Consider the following 22,655-nt stretch of genomic DNA (forward strand, 5'->3'; position numbering starts at 1 on the left):
CGCGGGCGTCTCCACCGGGCTGCTCGCCGGGGCCCGGCGCGTGACGCGCCACCCCGCCGGGCCCCGGGCCGCCACGCCCGCGACGGCCCCGCGGGCCGCCGCACCCGCCGGGCGCCGGGCGCACGCCCGGCCCCGGGGGCCTCGCGCCGACGCGTCCGGAGGCGGCGGGTTCCTGGCGAAGGCGGCGGCCGTGACGGCGGGCCTCACCGCGGCCGGGGCGGTCCTCGGGCTCGTGCGGGACCAGATCATGGCCGGGTACTTCGGGGCCGGGGCCGGGACCGACGCGTTCCTGGTGGCGTGGACGGTGCCCGAGTTCGCCTCGACGCTGCTCATCGAGGACGCGATGGCGCTGATCCTGGTGCCCGCCTTCTCCCGCGCCCTGGCCCGCCGTTCCGCCGGTCTGCCCCGTGACCCGGTGCGCGAGCTGGTGCGCGGGACGCTCCCCCGGATCGTCCTCGCCCTCGGTCTCGCCGCCGTCGTCCTGATCGTCGCGGCCCCGCTGCTCGTGGCCGCGCTCGCTCCGGGGCTGCCCGACCCGGCGCTCGCCGTCGACTGCACGCGGCTCACCGGGACCTGCGTGCTGTCCTTCGCCCTGGTGGGGTACTGCTCGGCGGCGCTGCGGGCGCACGGCCGGTTCCTGCCGCCGGCCGCGATCTACGTGGCGTACAACACGGGGATCATCGGCACGATCCTGGTGCTGCGCGGGCCGTGGGGGGTGCGGTCCGCCGCCGCGGGGGTCGCCGTCGGCGGGATCCTGATGGTCCTCGTGCAGGCCCCCTCGCTCCTGCGCGCGCTGCGGGCGCCCGGGCGGGCTCCTCGGCCGAAGGGGCCGTCCGCCCCCACCGGCGAGGGGCGCGTCCTGGTCCTCGGTCTGATCGCGCCCGTCGTCGCCTTCTCGCTGTGCCGCCAGTCCCAGACCCTGATCGAGCGGTTCCTCGCCTCGCCGCTGCCCGCCGGCGCCATCTCGCACCTGAACTACGCGCAGAAGGTCGCGCAGATGCCGATGATCCTCTCCCTGATGCTGTGCACGGTCAGCTTCCCGGTGGTCGCCCGCGCGCTCGCCGCCGGCGATCCGGAAGCGGCCCGCCGCCGGGTCGAGCGGGATCTGCTGCTCGCCGCGGTCGTCGTGCTCGTCGGCTCCTCGACGGTCATCGCCGCCGCCCCCCGGATCGTGGAACTGCTCTTCGAGCGGGGCGAGTTCACCGCCGCCGACACCACCGCCACCGCCGCCGTCATGCGGGTGTACGCGCTCGGCCTGCTGGGCCAGACCCTGGTCGGCGCCCTCGTCCGCTGCTACTTCTCCGCCGCCCGCCCGCTCTGGTACCCGGCCGCCGCCATGGCCGCCGGTCTCGCCACGACCGCCGTCGCCGGCGTCCCGGGCGCCCACTACTGGGGCGCGGTCGGCATCGCCGCCGCCAACGCCCTCGGCATCACCCTCAGCGCCGTCCTGCTGCTGCGGGGCGCGCACCGCCAGGCCGTCCCGGTCCGCGTCGACCGGCTCGGCGAGGGACTGCTCCGGCTCGCCACCGCGGGCGCGTGGGCCACCGGCGCCGGCTGGCTCTGCCAGCTGGCGATCGGCTCCGCCGTCCTCGCCGTGGCCGTCGCCGGTCTGGTCGTCGCCGGCGTCTTCCTGCTCTTCATCGCCTGCGCCGCCAAGGCGCCCGAGATCCCGCCCCTGCCCCGCTCCGCCTTCCGGAGGACCCCCCATGCCCGCCGCCACCGCGCCGCGCCGTCCGCTGCCGAAGCCGCCCCTGTGGAAGCCGCCCCCGTGGGTGGCGATGTACCACTCGATCACGGACACCGCTGACGATCCGTACCGGGTGACCGTCTCCCCCGTGCGCTTCGCCCGGCAGCTGCACTGGCTCGGCGACCGGGGGCTGCGCGGGGTCTCGGTGCGGGAGCTGCTCGCCGCCACCGCCGCGGGGCGCGCCAAGGGGCTCGTGGGCCTGACCTTCGACGACGGGTACGCGGACTTCCTCGACTCGGCGCTGCCGCTGCTGCGCCGGCACGGGTTCACGGCGACGGTGTACGTCCTGCCGGGCCGCCTCGGCGGCGAGAACGGCTGGGACGCGGACGGGCCGCGCAAACCGCTGCTCGACGAGGACGGGATCCGGCGGATCGCCGACGCCGGCATGGAGATCGGCTCGCACGGCCTGAGGCACGTCCCGCTGACCGAGGCCGACGACACGGCCCTCGCGGCCGAGACCCGGCACAGCCGTGAGCTCCTGGAGGAGATGACCGGCCGGCCGGTGGACGGCTTCTGCTATCCGTACGGACAGGTCGACCCGCGCGTGATCCACGCCGTGCGCAGGGCCGGCTACCGCTACGGCTGCGCGATCGACCCGGGCCCGCACACCGGCACGTACGCCCTGCCCCGCGTCCACATCGGCGAGAACGACACCTCCTGGCGGCTCGCCGCCAAGCGCGTCCTGCACCCGCTGCGCCGCCGCCGTCCCGCCGACCTGCTCGCCGCCCCCTGCGGCCCGGCCCCGGTCGGTGCGCCGTGAGGGTCCTGCACGTCATCACCGGGCTCGGCATCGGCGGCGCCGAGCAGCAGCTCCGGCTGCTGCTCCGTCACCTCCCGGTGGACGGCGGGGTGGTCACGCTCACCAACCCGGGCGCGGTCGCCGCGGGCATCGAGGCCGACGGCACGCCCGTCACCCACCTCGGCATGACCGGGAACCGCGATGTCGGGGCGCTGCCCCGGCTCGCCCGGATCGTCCGGCAGGGCCGCTACGACCTCGTCCACACGCACCTCTACCGGGCGTGCGTGTACGGCAGGGCGGCGGCCCGGCTCGCCGGGGTGCGCCGGGTCATCGCCACCGAGCACTCGCTCGGCGAGCACCAGATCGAGGGCCGGCCGCTCTCCGCGGGCACCCGCGCGCTCTATCTGGCGTCCGAGCGGCTCGGCACCTCCACGGTCGCCGTCTCGCCCAGCGTCGCCCGCCGGCTCGCGGACTGGGGCGTGCCGCCGGACCGCATCCGGGTGGTGCCGAACGGCATCGAGACCGGCCGGTTCGCCTTCGACGCGCGCGCCCGGCGCCTCGCCCGGGGCGTGCTCGGCATCCCCGAGGACGCGTACGTCGTCGGCGGCGTCGGGCGGCTCACGCCCGGGAAGCGGTTCGACCGGCTGGTCCGGGCGGTGGCCTCGGTGCCGGAGGCCCGGCTGCTCCTCGTCGGCGAGGGCGAGCACCGCGAGGAGCTGCTGCGGATCGCCCGGAAGTGCGGCGCCGCCGGCCGGATCCTGCTCGCCGGGGCCTGCGAGGACCCGCCGGGCGCCGCCGCGCTCGGGCCCTCGCTGCCCGAACTCCTCTCCGCCATGGACGTCTTCGTGTCCACCTCCCCCGACGAGGCCTTCGGGCTCGCGATCGTCGAGGCGCTCGCCGCGGGCCTTCCCGTGCTGTACGTGGCCTGCCCGGCGATCGACGACCTGCCCCCGGACGCGGCACCGGGCGCGCGCCGGATCGGCGGGTCCGTCCCCGAGCTGGTCTCCGCGCTGCGCGGCGCCGGGGACGCCCGGCCCGCCCGGCTCCCGCTGCCGGCGGCCGCCCGCCGCTACGACATCGCGCACAGCGCACGGCAGTTGATGTCCCTCTACGACCAGGCCGTCCACGGCATCCCCTCCCCCGCGAAGTGAGAGAACCCACCCCGATGAACACCACCCCACCCCGTGCCCTCCTCCCCGCCGGCCTGCGGTCCCCCGGCCGCTGGGCGGTGCTGCCCGCCGCCGTCCTCGCCGGGGCGGTCCTCGGCGGCGGCTACGGAGCCGTGAAGGCGCCGGAGTACGCGGCGACCAGCTACGTCATCGTCGTGCCGGCCGAGAAGGCCGACCCGGGGGCGGTGGTCGGCTTCGCCCAGGCGTACGGGCGGGTCGCCACCGACATCGCGGTGACCGGCGACGCCCAGGTGTGGGCGGGGGTCACCGCCGACACCCTGCGGAAGAGCGTGCAGGCCGAGACCTCCCCGGACGCGCCGATGATCTCGATCACCGCGCGGTCGGCGAAGCCCGCCCAGGCGGTCTCGATGGCCGACGGGGTGGCCCGCGCGCTCGTCCTCGACAGTTCGCACGTGGCGGGCAGCACGGGCGTGAAGGTCGTCCAGTTCTCCCGCGCGACCAAGCCCGTCTCGCCCGTCTCGCCCTCCGCGCCGCTCTCCGCGCTCGTCGGCGGCTGCGCGGGCGGACTCCTCGGCGGCCTGGTCCTCCTGGTCCGCCCGAGGCGTCCCGCCGCGCGCGGCGAGGCCCGGCACTCCCGGCAGGCGACCGCCCCGGCCGCGTCCGCCGCGGTGCCCGCCCCGGCGGTCGCCACGCACCGGCCGGAGGCGGTGTGAGCGCGAGAACCACGATCGGCCGGGGAGCCCTGCGGAGCGAGACCTGCCGTGACGAGGAGGAGTTCGGGCGGCTTTCGGCCGAGTGGACGGCGCTGTACGGGCGCTGCTCCTCCGCCACCCCCTTCCAGTCCCACTCCTGGCTGCACTCCTGGTGGCTCTCGTACGGCCGGCCCGGTGCGCTGCGGGTGGTGCTCGTACGGCGGGAGAGCGGCGAACTCGTCGCCGCCGCGCCCCTGATGCGGGCCGGCGGGCCGCTGCCCGTCCTCACCCAGCTCGGCGGCAGCATCACCGACTTCACGGACGTCCTCCTCGACGACGCCTGCCCGGAGGCGGCACCCGCCCTCGCCGGGGCCCTCGCGCGGGCCGCCCGGGGCGCGGTCGTCGACCTGCGGGAGGTCCGGCCCGGGGCGGCCAGCGAGCGCGTCTTCGCGCACTGGCGCGGCCCGCGCCGCCGGCTGCCCGACTCGCTCTGCCTGGAGCTGCCCGCCGTCCCCATGGAGGGGCTCCTCGAACGGATCCCGTCCGGGAAGGCCCAGCGGGTCCGCGCCAAGCTGCGGAAGCTGGACGCGCTCGGCATCGACGCGCACGTGGTGACCGGCGAGGAGGTCCCCGCCGCCCTCGACCGGCTCCTGAAGCTGCACCAGCTCCAGTGGCAGGGCCGGGGCGTGACCGCCGAGCACACCAGCGAGCGGTTCGCCCAGCACCTCACCCGCGCCGTCCGGCCCATGGTCGAGCGCGGCGACGCGATGGTCACCGAGTTCCGGCTCGCCGGGGACGTGGTCGCCGCCGACCTGACGCTGATGTCCCCGCGGCTGGCGGGCGGCTACCTGTACGGCGCCGATCCGGCGCTGCGCGCCCGCAAGGTCGACGTGGCGACGATGCTGCTCCGGCACGGGGCGCGCGAGACCAGCGCGGGCGGGCGGGCCACGCTCAGCATGCTGCGGGGCAGCGAGTCGTACAAGCAGCACTGGCGTCCCGAACCGGTGCGCAACCGCCGTCTGCTGCTCGCCGGGCGCGGTACGGCCCCGCTCCTGTGGCTGCGCGCGGGCGCGGCCGACGCCCGCCGCTGGGCGGCCCGGCAGGCGCGGGAGCGGGCCTGGGTGGGGCGGGTGCTCGGCCGCGGTGGCGGTGGCGGCGGATGAGCTCCGCCGCCACCGCCACCGTGAAGGGCGTCAGAAGGGCCAGGCCTCCTTCAGGCTGTCCTTCCAGCCGAAGTCGACCTCGTCCTTCCAGTGCTCCTCCGGGACGCAGAGGGTCCCGCCGAGCCAGCTCTCCACCCACGAACCGAGGTCCACGGTCCAACAGTCGGGCTTGGGTTCCGGCTTGGGCTCAGGCTTCGGCTCGGGCTTCGGCTCAGGCTTCGGCTCAGGCTTCGGCTCAGGCTTCGGCTCAGGCTTGGGCTCAGGCTTGGGCTCAGGCTTCGGCTCGGGCTTCGGCTCGGGCTTCGGCTCAGGCTTCGGCTCAGGCTTCGGTTCCGGCTTGGGCTCAGGCTTCGGCTCGGGCTTCGGCTCGGGCTTCGGCTCAGGCTTCGGCTCCGGCTTCGGTTCCGGCTTCGGTTCGGGGATCGTCGGGTCCGTCGGGAGTTGCGGTTCCGTGCCGTACAGCATCTGACGGAACACCAGCGACGACTGCGGGTTGTCGTCGCACTGCCAGACCCCGTGCGGGCAGTAGTCGGTGATCGTGTGGTACAGCGGCTTGTGCTGCTTCATCCATTCCAGCATGCGCCGGATGTATTCCGGGTTGTCGCCGTTCCGGAAGAGCCCCCATTCGGGATAGGAGATCTGCTTCCCGTGCTCGGCGGCGAAATCGACCTGCTTCTGGAGGCCGTACGGTTCGCTGACGTGCCGGTCGAAACTGCTTCCGGACGGCTGGTCGTACGAATCCATGCCGATGATGTCGACGACGTCGTCGCCCGGGTAGCACTCGGTCCACGGAATCGCGTCGAGGCCACGGCTCGGATTGAAGTCGAAACGGAACTTCTGGCCCGGTACGGAACGCATCGCGGTGACGATCCGGTTCCAGTACTTCTTCCACGCCGTGGGATCGGGAGCGCACCGGTGGCTGTAGGTGGTGCCGTTCATCTCCCAGCCGAGGACGACGACGGTGTCCCTGGCGCCCTGTTCGACGAGGCGTTCGGCGAGGGTCGTGAAGTGGTGGTCGTAGTACCCGGCGGCGCCGATCTGGAGCTGGCGGCGGACCTCGCGGTCGGAGAGGCGGGCCTCGTTGCGCTCCAGCATGGGCACGTTGAGGACGAACATGCGGTTGACGCGCTCGTTGCGCCAGTCGGCCCAGGCCTCCAGGAAGCCGGGGGTGCCCTCGATGTTCGACCAGAGGTCGCCCGGGAGGTAGGTGTGACCGACGCGGAGCTCGTGGCCGCCGAGCCACCGTTCGAGCTCTCTGATGCGGGTGACGCCGAGCCTGCCCGAGTCGAGGAAGGCGCCCATGGCGCCGGCCGCGACCGGTCCGGGGTCCGTCGTCACGGATTCGGCGGCGTGGGCGGGGGAGGAGAGCACGGCTGAGCCCGAAGCGAGGAGACCGGCGGTGAACACCCCCAGCCACATTCTCGATCTTCTTCGGTACGCAGATGCCATGGCCACTCCTTCACGTAGTACGCCATTTGATGATCCGTCAATCCGATGTTCCGAAAGTATTCCTAATGGGCCGACCGTGAGCTCGGCTTCCCTTGATCAGTAGTCCGTTAGAGGATTTCATCGCCCAGTTGGGGCACCCGAGATGAAGGGCATGCCGTGCCGCGCCGTCAGCGTTTCGACACCAGCGTCCCCGCCGTCCTCGTACGGCTCGACCGGAATCCCTTCCATCACGGCACCCTCGGCGCCGCGCGGTCGCTGGGACGGGCGGGAATTCCGGTCCACGCCGTCATCGAATCGAGCACCAGTCCGGTCGCCCGCTCCCGTCATCTCCGCTCGGTCCGCGTGCGCCCCGGGACCGACTCCGCCGCCGGGCTCGCCGAGCTCCTGACGCGCCTCGCGGACGAGATCACCGACGACCCGTCGCACCCCGTCCTCGCCGTGCCGCTGGACGACGTCAGCGCCCTGGCCCTGGCCCGCCGCCGCTCCGCGCTCGTCCCGCGCCTCCTGCTGCCCGAGCAGTCCGAGGAGCAGCTGCTGAAGGTCGCGGACAAGGCGGAGCTCGCCGAGACCTGCGCGGGCCTGGGCCTGCCCCACCCCCGTACCGAGCTCCCCGACGACGCCGACGAGGCCGCCGCCATGGCGTGGTCGCTCGGCCTCCCGGTCGTCGCCAAATGGAGCCGCCCGTGGCTGCTCCCGGCCGGGGGCGGGCTGCGGAGCACCTCGATCGTGCGCTCACCGGCCGAGGTGCGGGAGCTGTACGCCCGCACCCCGGAGGCCGGCAGCCGGCTGCTGCTCCAGGAGCTGCTGCCGGCGGGCCGGGACCTCGACTGGTTCTTCCACGGGTACGTGGACTCCACGGGCCGCTGCTCGCCGGGCGCGACCGGCCGCAAGGAGCGCTCCTGGCCGGACGGGGCCGGGCTCACGGCCTCCGGCCGCTGGACGGTGAACCCGACCGTCGAGCGGACGGCCCGCGACCTCCTCGACGCCCTGGGCTACCGGGGCGTGTGCGACCTGGACTTCCGGCTGAACAGCGCGACCGGCGCGTACCACCTGCTCGACTTCAACCCCCGGCCCGGCGCCCAGTTCCGGCTCTTCACCGACCCGGACGGCCTGGACGTGGTCCGGGCGCTGCACCTGGACCTCACCGGCCGCCCCGTACCGCCGCACTCCCCCGTGTACGGCCGCCGTTTCCTGGTCGAGAACTACGCGGCCCTCTCACTGCTCGCCTCCCCGCGCCGCCGGTACGCCCCCGAGCCCGGCGCGGCCCGGGGCCGGACCGAGTGCGCCTGGTTCGCGGCCGACGATCCGGCGCCCGCGCTCGCGATGGGCGGTGCCTGGCTGGCGCACCTGCTGCGCAAGGCCCTCGCCGCGCTCCGCCGGGCGCTCGCGTCCCGCCGTACGCCCCCGGACGTCACCGCCGCGGCGCCCCCGGCCCGCACCTCCGTCGAGCAGCTCACCCCCCGATGAACGCGGAAGGCACGATGTCGAAGTCGATGTACGACCTGGTGGTGGTCGGGGCCGGACCCTACGGCCTGTCCGTGGCCGCCCACGCCGCCGTCCACGGACTGCGCCTGAGGACCTTCGGCCGCTCGATGGAGTCCTGGCACGCCATGCCCTCCGGGATGTTCCTGAAGTCGGAGCCCTGGGCCTCCCACCTCTCCGACCCGGCGGGGACCTACGGCCTCGACGCCTACGCGGCGGCCAGGGGCGTCCGCGCCGAGCACGGCGTGCCCCTCCCCGTGGACTTCTTCGCCGCGTACGGCGACTGGTTCGCCCGGCAGGCCGTGCCCGTCCTCGACGAGCGGCTCATCGGCTCGGTCGCGCCCGTCGCCGGGGGCTTCGCGCTGCGCACCGAGGACGGCGAGCCGCTGCGCGCCCGGACGGTGGCGCTCGCCGTCGGAGTCCTGCCGTTCATCGAGCTCCCCGAGCCCCTGCGGGGGCTTCCCCGACGGTACGTCACCCACTCCAGCCACCACGGCGAACTCGACGGCTTCGCCGGCCGGGACGTCACCGTCGTCGGAGCCGGCCAGGCGGCCCTGGAGACCGCCGCGCTCCTCACCGAGCGGGGCGCCGCCGCCGTGCGGATCGTCGCCCGGGCCGGCCGGCTGAACTGGAACACCCTGCCGCCGGCCCTCGACCGCGGCCTGTGGCCCTCGCTGCGCGCCCCGCACACGGGGCTCGGCTGCGGCTGGCGGAACAGGCTGTACGCGGACGCCCCCGGGATCTTCCGGCGGCTGCCGGCCGCCACCCGGGAGCGGATCTTCGACCAGGCGCTCGGCCCGGCGGGCGCCTGGTGGCTCCGCGAGCGGTTCGGGGCGGTCGGCGACGTCCGCCTCGGGCACCGGATCGCCTCGGCGGCGGCGACCGGGGACGGGCGGCTCCGGCTCGACGTGTCCGGCCCGGACGGGACGGCCGTCCTGGAGACGGACCACGTGATCGCGGCCACCGGCTTCACCCCGGACCTCGACCGGGCCGGGATCCTCTCCCCCGTGCTGCGCGGGGCGCTGCGCAGGGTCGGCGCGGGCGGCGCCCCGGAGGTCGGCGGCCTCTTCGAGTCCTCCTGGCCGGGCCTCTTCCTCGCCGGTCTGCTCACGGCCCCCTCGTACGGGCCGGCGATGCGCTTCGTCCTCGGCGCCGAGTACACGGCGGGGCGGCTGGTGAAGGGGGTCCGGCAGCGGTTGCGGGCGGGCGCCGGCGTCCCGGGCCGGCCGCGTGCGGGCGGGAGGGCGCCGGTCTCGGCATGACGGAGGGCCGGCCCCGGGAGCGGACGCTCTCCGGAACCGGCCCTCCGTGCCCGCGGGCGCCGGGACTCAGGCGTTGATGCAGGTGTTGCCGACGGCCGGGTTCAGCAGGCCGATGACGTTCACGCTGTTGCCGCAGACGTTGATCGGGATGTGGATCGGGACCTGGACGACGTTCCCGGAGAGGACGCCCGGCGAACCGGCGGCGATACCGGTCGCGTCCGCGTCGGCGAAGGCGGGCGACGCCACACCCATGGCCATGACGATACCGGCGACGACGGCCGCGACCTTCTTGCAGTTCATTTCGTCTGGATCCTTTCCTCGGCGGAATGAATTTCCGCTGCACACGACACAACGAACATGCCGCACAAAGGAAACCGGAATAACACCGACACCTTCTGTTTCACTCCATTGCCCGCACGGGACGGGGTCGGAGGGAACGAGCCGGTTCCCTCCGACCCCGTCGTGCGCGAAACGGGTCAGCTGTTGTAGGCGCCGTTCCCGGAGAGGATCGGGATGTCGTCGACGAGGTGCGACAGCGGCTCGTCGCCCTTGGCCTGGGTGGAGTTCTCCGCGCACTGCTGGTTCTGCGGCGAGGACAGGACGTTGACGTCCTGGACGGCGACCGGAACCAGGAGGCCGAAGAGGGGGCCGACGTTGCCCTTCACCGGGACGCCGAGGCAGAGCTTGTTCAGCGAGCCCTGGACGGCCGAGAACTGGGGGCTCGCGTCGCCGGTGGTCTTCGAGTTGCCGAACGACTGGTGCGCGCCGTTGCCGCTGAGCGAGGTCGTGCCGCCGTCGTTGGCGATGGCGAGCGCCGGGGAGGCCGCCGCAGCAGAAGCGCCGACAACAGAGGCCGTCACAGCCGCAGCCGCCATAATCTTCTTGATCACGGTGATTCCGTTCCTGTTCCCACCAATCGACCTGATTGATGCGACGGGATCAACTCCGGTCGTGGGCTTTGGTTCCGGCGCTTCACTCGTTCGACTGTGTCCGCGTTTCGCGCTGCCGCGCGCGCTCCGCCAAGGGGGTGACACAGCGGAACCCCGGCGTCCGGAGGCCTGTTGATCAGGTCGCTCCCTGCACGGAGCCGGTTCTAGAAGGGAACTCCCGTGATCAAGAAGGTTATGGCCACCGCGGCCGCAGCCGTCTCCATCGTCGGCGTCACCGCCGCCGTGGCCTCCCCCGCCCTCGCCACCGCCAACGACGGCGGCACCACCTCGCTGTCGGGCAACGGCGCGCACCAGGAGTTCGGCAACTCCTCCACCCACGGCAACATGAGCCCGCAGTTCGCGCTCGTCCAGGGCTCCCTGAACAAGCCCTGCATCGGCCTGCCGGCCAAGGTCAACGCCGGTTCGCTCATCGGCGCCATCCCGATCGCCGTCCAGGACATCAACGTCCTGTCCTCGCCGCAGAACCAGCAGTGCACCGAGAACTCCACCCAGGCCAAGGGCGACGAGCCGCTGTCGCACATCCTGGACGACATCCCGGTCCTGTCGGGCAACGGCATCGGCAACAGCTGACGTACCGTCCGAGCACGGCGACGTTCACGCGTCAGGGGCCGCCCTCCGGGGCGGCCCCTTTCGTCTACCAGGTCGGCCAGACCGGCGCCGCCATCAGACGCTCCCACTCCCGGTCGGGCATCCCCGGCACCGCCCGTCCCGCCTGCACCCACTGCGTGACCAGCTCGGAATAGACGGGGAACGGATCGCTGTCCGCCGGAGACGGATCGCTCACATATCGGCTCTTCGGAATGAAGGCCATCCGTTCCCATTTTCCGGGGCCCGGCGCCATTTTCGCTCCTTCCGCTGCGATTCCCGCATCATTACACAGGCGCCGCAGGAGAGTGATTCGTCCTGTTCATGTCGCGTCGCGTACCTGTGTGCGAGCGGGTCGAAATTACGGTGCGGGCATGAAATTCCCGCGTCCACGGCTGTCCCGGCGTCCGTTGCTCGCCGCGGCGGCTCTCGCCACCCTCTCCGCCCTCGCCCCGGGTGCCCTCGCCCTCGCCCCCACCGGCCTTCCGGCCCCCGAGAAGGGGCTGAACCTGCTCGTCGTCGGCATCGACAGCCGCAAGAACGTCACCGAGGAGGAGAAGGAACGTTTCCACCTCGGCGGAAAGGAGTGCGGCTGCACGGACGTGATGATGCTCGTGCACGTCTCGGCGGCGAACGACCGGGTCGAGGTCGTGAGCCTGCCGCGCGACTCCCTCACCTCCTTCCCCGCGGGGCACCGCGACCGGCGCACCGGGAGGACGCACGACGCCCACCAGGCGAAGATCAACAACGCCTGGGCGGAGGGCGGGCCCGCGTTCGCCGTGGAGACCGTCGAGTCGATGACCGGGCTGCCCGTCCACCGCTACCTGGAGATCGACTTCCGGCGCTTCATGGACACCGTGGACCGCGTCGACGGCGGCGTCCCGGTCTGCACGGCACAGCCGCTCAAGGACCCGTCCACCGGCATCGACCTCCAGCCCGGGACCAAGCGGGTCGCGGGCGGCGAGGCGCTCCAGTACGTGCGGTCCCGGAAGGCCGACGGGCAGATGGACTTCGGCCGCATCCGCAAGCAGCAGCAGTTCGTCGTGAACACCCTGCACCGGCTCCGCGACGGCATCCTCGACGACCCCGAGCGGCTGAAGGACTTCGCGGCGACCCTGCGCGGGACGGCGGCGGCCGAACGGGGGATCTCCGCGGCGGAGCTGCTGACGCTCGCCGCGCACCTGCGGGAGCTGCCGCCGGAGCGCATGGAGTTCGCGACCGTACCCGTACGGGGCTTCAACCCGGACATCGAGGGCGTCGGGTCCACGCTCGCCTGGGACGAGGAGGGGGCCGCGGAGGTCTTCGGACGGCTGGCCGAGGACCGGCCGCTGCCCGCCGCCGGGGCCGTCACGCCGAGCCAGATCCCGGCGGCCGCGTACCGGCCGGCCGAGGGATCTTCGCTCATCTGCCCGTAGTCCGTCCGGTGGACTTCCCGGAACCTCCGGGCCGCCGACCAGTTGATCAGCGCGGCTCGCCACTCAGCGGGCCGATACCCGAAAGGCCTGAACAATGAAGAAGCTCTTGGCGACGGCCGCTGTGGCCGCGTCCGTCCTCGGCGCGACGGCGGCGGGCGCCGGGCAGGCACTCGCGATCGCCGACGACGGCGGCACCACCTCGCTGTCGGGCAACGGCGCGCACCAGGAGTTCGGCAACTCCGCCACCTACGGCAACATGAGCCCGCAGTTCGCGCTCGTCCAGGGCTCCCTGAACAAGCCCTGCGTTGGCCTGCCGGCCAAGGTCAACGCCGGTTCGCTCATCGGCCTGATCCCGATCGCCGTCCAGGACGTCAACGTCCTGTCGTCCCCGCAGAACCAGCAGTGCACCGAGAACTCCACCCAGGCCAAGGGCGACGAGCCGCTGTCGCACATCCTGGAGGACATCCCGATCCTGTCGGGCAACGGCGCCGGCAACAGCTGAGCCTCGACGCCTGGACACGGCGCGGCCCCGCCGCCCCTCCGAGGAGGGGCGGCGGGGCCGTCCCCGTTCCGGCCGGGGCCGTCGGGGCCGTCGGGGCCGTGAAGGCCGTCGGGGCCGTCGGGTCAGAGCTTCGCCCGCAGCTCGCCCGGGTCGGTGACGGGGGCGTCGCAGGTGAAGTGGCGGCAGACGTACGCGGCGGCCGCTCCGCCCACCAGGGGCCGGTCCGCCAGGAGCGGGAACTCCTCGCCGCCGGGGGCCCCGGTGGCGAGGACCGCGCCGGGCGTGGTGGCCAGGAGCGCGGTGCGCCGCAACTCCCGGAAGGCCGGGTCGGCGGGGTCGCCGACGACGGCGACCTCGCGGGGCCCGTCGAGGAGGGCCTCGGCGACGGCCAGGCCCCAGCCGATGAAGCGGGGCGCGCGCGGGCCGAGGGCCTTGACCACGCCGAGGGCGCCCACGGCGGCGGCGCGGTGGGCCTCGGAGCCGGTGTGCGCGGCGTAGGAGAGGAGCGCTCCGGCGGCGGCGGTCCAGCCCGACGGGGCGGCGTTGTCGGTGGGGTCCTGGGGGCGCCGGATGAGGGCCTCGGCGTCGTGGGCCGTGTCGTACAGCGCGCCGCCCTCGGCGGTGAAGCGGTCGAGGACGATGTCCAGGAGGAAGCCGGCGAACTCCAGCCAGGTGCCCTCGCCGGTGACGGCGGCGAGGGCGAGGAACCCCTCGGCGACGTCGGCGTAGTCCTCCAGGACCCCCGCGTTCGTCCCGGCCCGGCCGTCCTTGGACGTCCGGGTGAGCCGGGCGGCCTCGTCCATGTGGACCCGGACGAGGAGGTCGGCGGCCTCGGTGGCGCGCTCGACCAGGTCGGGGCGGTCGAAGAGGGCGCCGGTCTCGGCCAGGGCGGCGATCGCCAGGCCGTTCCAGGCCGCGACGACCTTGTCGTCGCGGCCTGGGCGCGGGCGCTCCTCGCGGGCGGCGAGGAGCCGGGCCTCGATGGAGGCGATCCGGGCGGCGTCCGCCGGGCCCGCCTCCCGCGGGAGCTGGAGGACGGAGCTGCCGTGCTCGAAGGTGCCGTCCTCGGTGACGCCGTAGTGGGCGGCGGCGAGGGCGGCGTCCTCGGCGCCCAGGACCTCGGTGAGCTGCGCCGGGGTCCACACGTAGAAGGCGCCCTCGACGTGCCTGCCCCTGCCGTCGTCGCTGTCGGCGTCGAGCGCGGAGGCGAAGCCGCCCTCCGGGGTGCGCAGCTCACGGACCATGAAGTCGGCGGTCTCCAGGGCGACCCGGCGGGCCAGGTCGCTGCCCGTGGCCTTCCACAGGTGCGCGTACGCCCGGCAGAGCAGGGCGTTGTCGTAGAGCATCTTCTCGAAGTGCGGGACCACCCAGGCGCGGTCCACGGCGTAGCGGGCGAAGCCCCCGCCGAGCTGGTCGTAGATGCCGCCGCGGGCCATCGCCTCGCAGGTGTCGGCGGCCATCTGGAGGGCGCCCTCGGAGCCCGTGCGGGCGTGGTGGCGGAGCAGGAACTCCAGGACCATCGACGGCGGGAACTTGGGGGCGCCGCCGAAGCCGCCGCGGGTCGCGTCGTACTCCCGGGTGAGGGCGAGCAGGGCCCCCGCCAGCTCCTCCTCGCCGGGGACGCCGTCGCCGCCGTACGCGAGGGAGCGGCCCGCCAGGTCCTTCACGATGCGGTCCGCGACCTCGTCGACCTCGCCGCGGCGGTCGGCCCAGGCGGCGCGGACGCCTTCGAGGACCTCCGGGAAGGACGGCATGCCGTGGCGGGGCTCGGGCGGGAAGTACGTACCGAAGTAGAAGGGGGCGGCGTCCGGGGTGAGGAAGACGGTCATCGGCCAGCCGCCCTGACCGGTCGCCGCCTGCACGGCCTCCATGTAGACGGCGTCGACGTCGGGACGCTCCTCGCGGTCGACCTTCACGGCGACGAAGTTCTCGTTGACCAGGGCGGCGGTGGCGTCGTCCTCGAAGGATTCGTGCGCCATGACGTGGCACCAGTGACAGCTGGAGTACCCGACGCTGAGCAGCACGGGGACGTCGCGGCGCCGGGCCTCCTCGAAGGCCTCGGCCGACCACGGCCACCAGTCGACCGGGTTGTCGGCGTGCTGCAGGAGGTACGGGGAGGTCTCATGGGCCAGTCGGTTCGGCATGGGCCCATCCTGCCGCAGCGGTCTCCTCCTTTTCCCGCTCCCTCGCGCCGACGCGCGCACGCGGGGGACCGGCCCGGCGCGGCGTCGTCCCCCGGGGCGGGGCCGCCCCCCGGGCCGTACCTCCGCGGTACGGGCCCGGGGGGCGGGTGGTCACTTGCCCTGGGTGGCGGCCGGCTTCTTCGGGGTGTTCCCGGCCGTCGCCGGGTCCGGGGTCTCCTCGAAGGAGATCTTGCCCATGTGGCGGTTCATCGACTTCATCAGCAGCCAGACCGCGAGGGCCAGGACCGCGAAGACGACGAAGCCGAGGACGCCGGGGGTCACCTTGTTCTTGTCCAGCTCCTCGGCGGCGAAGGGGACAAGCTGGGTCAGTGCCGGGTGTGCGCTCATGTCAGGCATTGTCGCGGATGCCCGCGAAGAGATCTTCCTCGGGGAGGGAGGTCGGGACCAGCGCCTTGCTGAGCTCGTACTCCTCCGTCGGCCAGACCTCCTTCTGGATCTCCATCGGGACCCGGAACCACCCGCCGTCGGGGTCGATCTGGGTGCGGTGGGCGATCAGGGCCTTGTCGCGGGTCTCGAAGAAGTCCGCGCAGGGGACGTGCGTGGTGAGGTTGCGCTCCTTGCCCCCGAACTCGTCCCAGCGCTTCAGCCAGTCCCCGTACGGCGACTCCAGGCCGCGCTCCAGGAGGGCCTTGTGCAGGGCCTCGGTGCGGGGGCGGTTGAAGCCCTGGTTGTAGTAGAGCTTCAGGGGCTGCCAGACCGGGCCGAACTCGGCCTCCGGGTACTTCTCGGCGTCGGCCGCGCCCTCGAAGGCCACCATCGTGATCTTGTGGGTCATGATGTGGTCGGGGTGCGGGTACCCGCCGTTCTCGTCGTAGGTCGTGACGACCTGGGGACGGAAGGAGCGGATCTTGCGGACCAGCGCCCCGGCCGCCGTGTCGACGTCCTCCAGGGCGAAGCAGCCCTCGGGCAGCGGGGGCAGCGGGTCGCCCTCGGGGAGGCCGGAGTCGACGAATCCGAGCCATTCCTGGGAGACGCCGAGGATCTCGCGGGCCTCGTCCATCTCCTTGCGGCGCACCTCGTGGATGTTCTCCTCGATGTAGGGGTCGCCCTGAAGCTTGGGGTTCAGGACCGAGCCGCGCTCGCCGCCCGTGCACGTCACCACCAGGACGTCCACCCCCTCGGACACGTACTTGGCCATCGTGGCCGCACCCTTGCTCGACTCGTCGTCGGGGTGGGCGTGAACGGCCATCAGTCGCAGCTGCTCAGTCAAGACTCGATCCTCAGTGATTCGACGCGGAGGGTGGTCTCTATAGTGACGGAATCGGGGGAGTGAAAATTCCGCCACCCCCGGCTTCGAGAGGATCATCCATGAGCGCGGTGCGAGAGCAGCTGCCCGAGGGGCGCTACGGGCGCTCCGCGGATGAGCGGGCCGACCGCAAGCTCAAGATCACCGGCGCGGTGCTCGGGGTCCTCTTCCTCGGCATGATGGGCTGGTTCGGCTGGCACTACGTCGTCGACAACAAGATCAGCGCCGAGATGATCAAGTTCGACGTGGTGAGCGCCGACGAGGTCCAGGTGCACCTGGAGATCCGCAAGGACGAGGGCGTCAAGGGCGTCTGCACGCTGCGCTCGCGCTCCGAGGACGGGGCCGAGGTGGCCCGCAAGGACGTCCGGATCGACGACGCCGCGAGCCGGATCGACCGCGTCTTCTCGCTCCGCACGACCGCCCGCGCGACGAGCGCCGAGCTCATCGGGTGTACGGCGCGGTAGCGGTGGGTAGGGACGGGGTGACGAGTCCCGGCGAGTCACCGCGGTGACCTGGGGAGACGCCATTCCCGTGGTTTATGTCCTCCCGCTTTTCGCCACTCATTGTTAGGCTCGTGGTTTCGCCCACCCGGGACAGCACCGCTTTTCCGTGTAGGGCGATGCTTTGTATTCCCAGTACCTACGAGGAGCACCTGTGACCCAGACCAGCGACAACGTCACCTGGCTCACCCAGGAGGCGTACAACAAGCTCAAGGACGAGCTTGAGTACCTGTCTGGTCCCGCGCGTACCGAGATCGCCGCCAAGATCGCCGCGGCGCGCGAAGAGGGGGACCTGCGCGAGAACGGCGGGTACCACGCGGCCAAGGAGGAGCAGGGCAAGCAGGAGCTCCGGGTCCGCCAGCTCACCCAGCTGCTCCAGCACGCCAAGGTCGGCGAGGCCCCGGCGGACGACGGCGTCGTCGAGCCCGGCATGGTCGTGACGATCGCCTTCGACGGCGACGAGGACGACACGATGACCTTCCTGCTCGCCTCCCGCGAGTACGCGAGCGGTGACATCGAGACCTACTCCCCGCAGTCGCCGCTCGGCGTCGGCGTCAACGGCAAGAAGGCCGGCGACGACGCGGAGTACGAGCTGCCGAACGGCAAGAAGGCCACGGTGAAGATCCTCAGCGCGAAGCCGTACACCGGCTGATCCGCAGTCCTTGAGCGAAGGGCCGGCCCCCGTCGGGGGCCGGCCCTTCGTCTTGCGTGTACATGCAATGATGCGGACCTGACGTCGCGTCACCAGGGGGAGGACGAGGTGCTGGGACCGCTGCGCGAGGGCGCACCGCGCCGGATCGGACCGTACGAGGTGCTCGCCCGGCTCGGCGCCGGCGGGATGGGCGAGGTGTTCCTCGCCCGGGACGCCGGGGAGGGGCCGGAGGGCGGGCCCACGGGCGGGTCCACGGGTGCCGGGGGCGGTTCGGGCAGCGGGCTCGGAGCCGGGGCCGGGGCCGGACCGGGCGGGATCGCGAGCGGACCGGGCGGGATCGCGAGCGGCTCCTTCGTCGCCGTGAAGACCGTGCGGCGGGACGTCGCCGGGGACCCGGCCTTCCGGGACCGGTTCCGGCGCGAGATCAGGGTCGCCGCGCTCGTCGACAGCGCGTACGCCGCCGCGCCCGTCGGCGGCGACCCCGACGCCGAGGTGCCCTGGCTGGCCACCGTGTACGTCCCCGGCCCCAGCCTCGCGCAGGCCGTGCGGCGCGGCGGCGCGCTGCCCGTCGCCACCGTGCGGGCGCTCGGCACGGACGTCGCCCGGGCCCTCGCCGACCTGCACCGGGCCGGGGTCCTGCACCGGGACCTCAAGCCGGGGAACGTCATGCTCTCCGTGGAGGGCCCCCGCCTCATCGACTTCGGCATCGCCCGCAGCAGCACCGCGACCACCATGACCGCGACCGGTCTGATGGTCGGCACGCCCTCCTTCATGTCCCCCGAGCACGTGGCCGGCGCCCGCCGGGTCACGGCCGCGTCCGACGTCTTCTGCCTCGGCTCGCTGCTCTGCCACGCGGCGACCGGCGAGGACCCCTTCGGCGACGGGCCCCTCGCGGCCGTCCTGTACCGCGTCTCCCGGGCCGAGGCCGACCTGACCCGCGTCCCGGAGGAGCTGCGCGGGACGATCGCCGCCTGCCTGGCCGTGGACCCGGCCGCGCGGCCCACGCCGGAGGCGCTCGCCGGGATGCTCTGCGGCACGGCCGGGAAGGTCTTCCCGTGGCCGGAAGGCGTACGGGAGCACATCGGCGAGTACGGCAGGGAGCTCGCCCAGCTCGTCGCCTCCGGCGGGCCGCTCCTGGAGGCGCCGTCCGGGCCCGTCGTCACCCCGGCGGTCCCGGGTCTGCACTCCGTGCCGACGCTCGCGCCCGTGTCCGCACCGACCGTGCCCGCCTCCGAGGCGCCCCGGAAGCGGCGGAGGCGCGCGGTCGCCGCCGTCCTCGCGCTCGCCGTGGTGGCCGGGGGCGTCGGCGCGTACCTGCTGTGGCCGGAGGGCACGGAGCAGCCGCCCGCGAAGGCCGCCCCGCCCGCCGGGCCCCGGATCGCGGGCGTCGACGACCGCGGCACCGCCGACGCCTCGGGCGTCGTCCCGCAGAACGCGGCCCAGCGCCCGGCCGGCTGGAAGCCCTGGCACACGAAGCTGAGCGCGCCGGCCTTCGGCTGCTCGGCCGGCGAGAAGGTCCTCGTGTGCCGGACGACGGACGGGCGGTACGAGGCACTGGACCCGGCGAGCGGGAGGAAACTGTGGGGGGCGAAGGTCGACTCGGAGTCCCCGACGGATTCGTACATGAGTGACCGCGTCGTGTTCTTCGTGGCCCGGGACAGCACCCGGCCCACCGTCCACGACGGGAGCGTCGTGCTCGTCACCGGCCGGAGGCTCCAGGCTCGGGACGCACGGACGGGCGCCGTGCGCTGGGAGAAGTCCGCCCTGGGCCCGCAGTACATCTGGGCCACCAGGCCGCTGGTGGGCGACGGAATCGTCTTCGCCGCGACCGAGGTGACGGAGGACGTCAGCTCGGAGCAGGTGGCCCTGACGGCCTTCTCCCTCGCCGACGGCAAGCAGCTGTGGACCAAGGCGCTCACGAACTCGGAGATCTCGAACGCCGAGCGGCGCGCGTACGAGCCGGTGGCGTACGCGAAGGGCATCGTCTACGCCCTCAGCCAGGGCGGTCTCGTGGCGTACGACGGAAAGACGGGCACCCTGCTCGGCGAGGCCGCCCCGGAGGCCGGGGAGTGCCATGAGATCAAGGTCCTCGGCGACTCCGGGTACTGCTCGGGCTCCGGGAACCGACGCGACTCGCAGCCGGAGCTCCACGCGCTCGACGCCCGCACGCTCGCCGTGAAGGCCTCGGTGCCCGCACCGCTCGCTCCGGTCGCGGCCGCCGCCGTCGGGCCGAACGCCGTCGTCGCCTTCGACAAGGGCCTGAAGATCCTCGATCCGCGCACCGGCGAGACCCTGGCCTCCTACCCGGCGAAGGCCGCGCCCTCGGGTCTCGCCCAGGAGTGGTCCTCGCCTCTGCTCGCCGGCGACCAGGTCGTGTACGCCGACTTCTCCGCGCTCCACACCGTGCGGCTCGGTGCCGACGGGAAGCCTGCCGGGCTGAAGGTGACACCGGTGCCGGGCGCGCCGGGGCCACGCGTTCCGGAGGAGGCGAGGGACCCCCTCTACGGCACCTTCGTCAGCAGGCAGGTCCGGGCCCCGGAGGTGCTGCCGGTCGGCGGAATCGCGTACATCGTCTACGACAAGGGGGCCGTGGCCTCCGTCGAGCTCCCCAAGTAGCCCCCCGATCCTCCGAGAGGACCCGTTCGGTGCTGAAGGCTCTCCCGTCCGATCTGCCGCCGCGGATCCTCGGTCCCTACCGGCTGCTCGCCCGGCTCGGCGCCGGCGGCATGGGCGAGGTGCACCTCGCCTGCCGTGCGGACGCGCCGACGGCCGATCCGCACCGGATGGTCGCGGTGAAGACCGTGCGGGACGACCTGGAGGTCGACGGCGACTTCAGGACCCGCTTCCGGCGGGAGATCGCGGCGGCCCGGACCGTGGACGGGCCGGGCGTCGCCCGGCTCGTGGACGCGGACGCCGACGCGCCTTCGCCGTGGCTGGCGACCGAGTACGTGCCCGGCCCCTCACTGGCGGAGGCGGTCGTACGGTCCGGGGCGCTGCCCGCCGGGACCGTCCGGGCGCTCGGGGCGGCGCTCGCGAGGGCGCTGGCGGGCGTGCACGCGGTGCAGGTGCTGCACCGGGACCTCAAGCCGGCGAACGTGCTGCTCGCCGCGGCCGGGCCGAAGCTGATCGACTTCGGCATCGCGCAGGCCTTCGAGGCGACGGCACTGACCTCGACCGGCCTGGTGGTGGGTTCCCCCGGCTTCATGTCGCCGGAGCACCTGGTGGGGAGCCGGGCGGTGGTGCCCGCCTCGGACGTGTTCTGCCTGGGCGCGGTGCTCGCGTTCGCGGCGAGCGGCCGGGGGCCGTTCCACGACGACGAGATGGCCGCCGTGATCTACCGGATCAGCCGGGCCGAGGCCGACCTCGACGGGGTTCCGGAGGAGCTGCGGCCGGTCCTGGAGCGCTGTCTGCGGCCGGACCCGGCCGGGCGGCCGTCGGCGGCGGAGCTGGCCGGGCTGCTCGGCGGCGGGGCCCCCGACGTCTTCCCGTGGCCCGGCGCGGTGCTGTCGCTGCTCGCCGAGTACGGGGAGGCGGCCCGGAGCGTCGGCGAGGCGGCGGCCTCCGGCGCGGGCGTGGCCGATCTGCCGACGCTCGCGCCCGTGGTGCCGTACTCCCCCACCGCCCTGACCGTCCGGCCGCCCTCGGCTCCGGTGGCGGGCGTGACGCGGCGGCGCCCTTGGGGCGTGGTGGTGGCGGGCGCGGTGGCCGTGGCCGTGCTCGCGACGGTGGGCGTGGTGCTGGTGAACCGTACGGACGGGCGGGCCGGCCCGTCGGGCGGGCCGGCCACCGGGGCTCCGAGCACGGCCACCGGGGCTCCGAGCACGGGCACCGGCGCTGCGGCTCCGGCGACGCTGAGCCAGGTCGTCCTGCCGTACGGCGGCCGGGGTCGTACCAACGACTTCGGTCGGACGGGTACGGACCGTGCGTACCGCCCGGCGGGCTGGTCGCCCTGGACGGCGAAGGTCGAGCCGGGCACCGGCGCGTGCGCGCTCTCGCCGAAGGTCCTGGTCTGCGCGGGTGCCGGGGGCTCCGCCGTCGGGCTGCGCGCCTCGGACGGCAAGCGGCTGTGGACGGTGCCGGGGCGGCGCGAGACCTCGCCGGTCGGCCCCCTGTACCCGGCGGTGGTCGACGACGCCGTGTACCTGACGGACGCGGACGGGATCCACGCGTACGGCCTCGCGGACGGCGCGGAGCGGGGGGTCGTACCGGTCCCTGACGGCGGCTGGGAGGTGAAGAGCACCGACCTGGTGGACGGAGTGCTGTACTCCGCCTACTTCAGCGCGCGGGAGGACGGCAAGGGGCTCGTGAGCGCCGTACGGCTCAGGGACCGCACCCGGCTGTGGCGCACTCGGCTCGACGGAGTGCCTGAACAGCTCGTGGCGGGGGCGGGAACGGTGCTCGTGCCGCTCGGCACGGACCGGTCGGTGGCGCTCGACGTCCGGTCCGGTGGAGTGGTGGCCCAGAGCCGGGAGGGCTGCGGCGCCTTCACCGTCCACGCGAAGAGCGGGAGCGCGCTCTGCTCGGGCCGCGAGGACGGGGACGTGATCGTCCTGGACGCCCGGACGCTGAAGGCGCGCCGCACCCTGGCACACGGGGTGACCGACAGGCCGGCGGTGCGCGCGGACGGGCTCGTCACCGTGGTCGACGGCGCCGGGACGCTGGCCGCGTACGACCTGGGCAGCGGCCGGGAGCGGTGGCGGGTCCCGTCGGGCGAGCGGGTCTACCTCGTGGGGGACCGGGTGCTGGCGGTGGACTCGGCGTCGGTGAAGTCGTATCCGGCGGCGGGCCCCGCTTCCGCGAACGACTTCGAGGACTACCGGCCCAACCTCCCCGACGACTTTCCGACCCCGACGAGCGCCGGTGAGCCCCTGGCCGCCGGAGGAGCGGTGTTCCTTCCGTTCCCCGACGGCCTCGTCGTCTCCGGCTACCTGCCCTGA

The 22,655-nt window shown here is 73.9% G+C and carries 21 protein-coding genes; 14 read left to right on the forward strand and 7 right to left on the reverse strand.

Going from position 1 to position 22,655, the window contains the following annotated elements; translation table 11 throughout:
- Positions 1–247: 247 nt before the first annotated feature.
- From ACFYUZ_RS12990 to ACFYUZ_RS13010, 5 genes are read left to right on the forward strand one after another with little or no spacing between them, the layout of a single operon-like run.
- Positions 248–1,807: a lipid II flippase MurJ gene (locus ACFYUZ_RS12990; protein ID WP_389308563.1), complete on the forward strand. Its 1,560-nt coding sequence runs from the start codon at positions 248–250 to the stop codon at positions 1,805–1,807.
- Positions 1,707–2,507, forward strand: a complete 801-nt coding sequence (locus ACFYUZ_RS12995; protein WP_389308335.1) for a polysaccharide deacetylase family protein — start codon at positions 1,707–1,709, stop codon at positions 2,505–2,507. Before ACFYUZ_RS12990 ends, ACFYUZ_RS12995 begins: the two co-directional genes overlap by 101 nt.
- The gene (locus ACFYUZ_RS13000) at positions 2,504–3,637 is read left to right on the forward strand and encodes a glycosyltransferase (RefSeq protein WP_389308337.1); all 1,134 of its coding nucleotides are present in this window, start codon (positions 2,504–2,506) and stop codon (positions 3,635–3,637) included. Before ACFYUZ_RS12995 ends, ACFYUZ_RS13000 begins: the two co-directional genes overlap by 4 nt.
- 14 nt (positions 3,638–3,651) lie before the next feature.
- The gene (locus tag ACFYUZ_RS13005; RefSeq protein ID WP_389308338.1) at positions 3,652–4,329 is read left to right on the forward strand and encodes a lipopolysaccharide biosynthesis protein; all 678 of its coding nucleotides are present in this window, start codon (positions 3,652–3,654) and stop codon (positions 4,327–4,329) included.
- Complete coding sequence (locus ACFYUZ_RS13010; protein WP_389308340.1) at positions 4,326–5,471, forward strand: GNAT family N-acetyltransferase; 1,146 nt, start codon at positions 4,326–4,328, stop codon at positions 5,469–5,471. Before ACFYUZ_RS13005 ends, ACFYUZ_RS13010 begins: the two co-directional genes overlap by 4 nt.
- Before the next feature lie 30 nt (positions 5,472–5,501).
- Here the strand turns inward: ACFYUZ_RS13010 and ACFYUZ_RS13015 are convergent, their stop codons facing one another.
- A complete protein-coding gene (locus tag ACFYUZ_RS13015) occupies positions 5,502–6,920 on the reverse strand; it encodes a glycoside hydrolase family 26 protein (RefSeq protein ID WP_389308342.1) in 1,419 nt (472 codons plus the stop codon).
- A gap of 156 nt (positions 6,921–7,076) precedes the next feature.
- On the opposite strand from ACFYUZ_RS13015, the gene ACFYUZ_RS13020 reads away from it, so the two are divergent.
- Positions 7,077–8,387: an ATP-grasp domain-containing protein gene (locus ACFYUZ_RS13020; protein WP_389308343.1), complete on the forward strand. Its 1,311-nt coding sequence runs from the start codon at positions 7,077–7,079 to the stop codon at positions 8,385–8,387.
- Between the two features lie 26 nt (positions 8,388–8,413).
- A complete protein-coding gene (locus ACFYUZ_RS13025; protein ID WP_389308564.1) occupies positions 8,414–9,664 on the forward strand; it encodes a SidA/IucD/PvdA family monooxygenase in 1,251 nt (416 codons plus the stop codon).
- Between the two features lie 66 nt (positions 9,665–9,730).
- Here ACFYUZ_RS13025 and ACFYUZ_RS13030 read toward each other — a convergent pair whose 3' ends face one another.
- Both ACFYUZ_RS13030 and ACFYUZ_RS13035 read right to left on the reverse strand, forming a co-directional pair.
- On the reverse strand, positions 9,731–9,964 hold the full coding sequence (locus ACFYUZ_RS13030; RefSeq protein ID WP_389308345.1) for a chaplin: 234 nt from the start codon (positions 9,962–9,964) through the stop codon (positions 9,731–9,733).
- Positions 9,965–10,140: 176 nt separating this feature from the next.
- Positions 10,141–10,554 carry a rodlin gene (locus ACFYUZ_RS13035; RefSeq protein WP_389308347.1) on the reverse strand — a complete coding sequence of 138 codons (414 nt, stop codon included), beginning with the start codon at positions 10,552–10,554 and terminating at the stop codon, positions 10,141–10,143.
- Between the two features lie 219 nt (positions 10,555–10,773).
- On the opposite strand from ACFYUZ_RS13035, the gene ACFYUZ_RS13040 reads away from it, so the two are divergent.
- Positions 10,774–11,184, forward strand: coding sequence for a rodlin (locus ACFYUZ_RS13040; RefSeq protein WP_389308349.1), 411 nt, complete (start codon positions 10,774–10,776; stop codon positions 11,182–11,184).
- A 64-nt stretch (positions 11,185–11,248) separates the two neighbouring features.
- On the opposite strand, the gene ACFYUZ_RS13045 is transcribed toward ACFYUZ_RS13040, so the two are convergent.
- Complete coding sequence (locus ACFYUZ_RS13045; RefSeq protein WP_389308351.1) at positions 11,249–11,398, reverse strand: hypothetical protein; 150 nt, start codon at positions 11,396–11,398, stop codon at positions 11,249–11,251.
- A 175-nt stretch (positions 11,399–11,573) separates the two neighbouring features.
- Between ACFYUZ_RS13045 and ACFYUZ_RS13050 the strand changes: the two genes are divergently transcribed.
- Both ACFYUZ_RS13050 and ACFYUZ_RS13055 read left to right on the forward strand, forming a co-directional pair.
- Positions 11,574–12,614, forward strand: a complete 1,041-nt coding sequence (locus ACFYUZ_RS13050) for an LCP family protein (protein ID WP_389308353.1) — start codon at positions 11,574–11,576, stop codon at positions 12,612–12,614.
- A 94-nt stretch (positions 12,615–12,708) separates the two neighbouring features.
- Entirely contained in the window at positions 12,709–13,116 is a 408-nt protein-coding gene (locus ACFYUZ_RS13055; protein WP_389308355.1) for a rodlin, read from the forward strand.
- 122 nt (positions 13,117–13,238) lie between these two features.
- Here ACFYUZ_RS13055 and ACFYUZ_RS13060 read toward each other — a convergent pair whose 3' ends face one another.
- The 3 genes from ACFYUZ_RS13060 to mca form a co-directional block, all read right to left on the reverse strand.
- Positions 13,239–15,260: a thioredoxin domain-containing protein gene (locus ACFYUZ_RS13060; protein WP_389308357.1), complete on the reverse strand. Its 2,022-nt coding sequence runs from the start codon at positions 15,258–15,260 to the stop codon at positions 13,239–13,241.
- Positions 15,261–15,410: 150 nt separating this feature from the next.
- Entirely contained in the window at positions 15,411–15,656 is a 246-nt protein-coding gene (locus ACFYUZ_RS13065; protein WP_389308358.1) for a hypothetical protein, read from the reverse strand.
- Complete coding sequence (gene mca, locus ACFYUZ_RS13070) at positions 15,649–16,530, reverse strand: mycothiol conjugate amidase Mca (protein ID WP_389308360.1); 882 nt, start codon at positions 16,528–16,530, stop codon at positions 15,649–15,651. The genes ACFYUZ_RS13065 and mca overlap by 8 nt, the downstream gene beginning before the upstream one ends.
- A 98-nt stretch (positions 16,531–16,628) precedes the next feature.
- Here mca and ACFYUZ_RS13075 point away from each other — a divergent pair, with 98 nt between their 5' ends.
- The 4 genes from ACFYUZ_RS13075 to ACFYUZ_RS13090 all read left to right on the forward strand — a co-directional run bounded on the left by ACFYUZ_RS13075 (position 16,629) and on the right by ACFYUZ_RS13090 (position 22,655).
- Positions 16,629–17,030 (forward strand): DUF4307 domain-containing protein, encoded by a 402-nt coding sequence (locus tag ACFYUZ_RS13075; RefSeq protein ID WP_389308361.1) that lies wholly within the window; start codon positions 16,629–16,631, stop codon positions 17,028–17,030.
- A gap of 190 nt (positions 17,031–17,220) precedes the next feature.
- Entirely contained in the window at positions 17,221–17,718 is a 498-nt protein-coding gene (gene greA / locus ACFYUZ_RS13080; RefSeq protein WP_352023790.1) for a transcription elongation factor GreA, read from the forward strand.
- A 108-nt stretch (positions 17,719–17,826) separates the two neighbouring features.
- Positions 17,827–20,334, forward strand: a complete 2,508-nt coding sequence (locus ACFYUZ_RS13085; protein ID WP_389308364.1) for a PQQ-binding-like beta-propeller repeat protein — start codon at positions 17,827–17,829, stop codon at positions 20,332–20,334.
- Positions 20,335–20,363: 29 nt separating this feature from the next.
- Positions 20,364–22,655 (forward strand): protein kinase, encoded by a 2,292-nt coding sequence (locus tag ACFYUZ_RS13090; protein WP_389308366.1) that lies wholly within the window; start codon positions 20,364–20,366, stop codon positions 22,653–22,655.

Origin of the sequence: Streptomyces sp. NPDC004266 (assembly GCF_042874095.1) — a bacterium.
GTDB lineage: Bacteria > Actinomycetota > Actinomycetes > Streptomycetales > Streptomycetaceae > Streptomyces.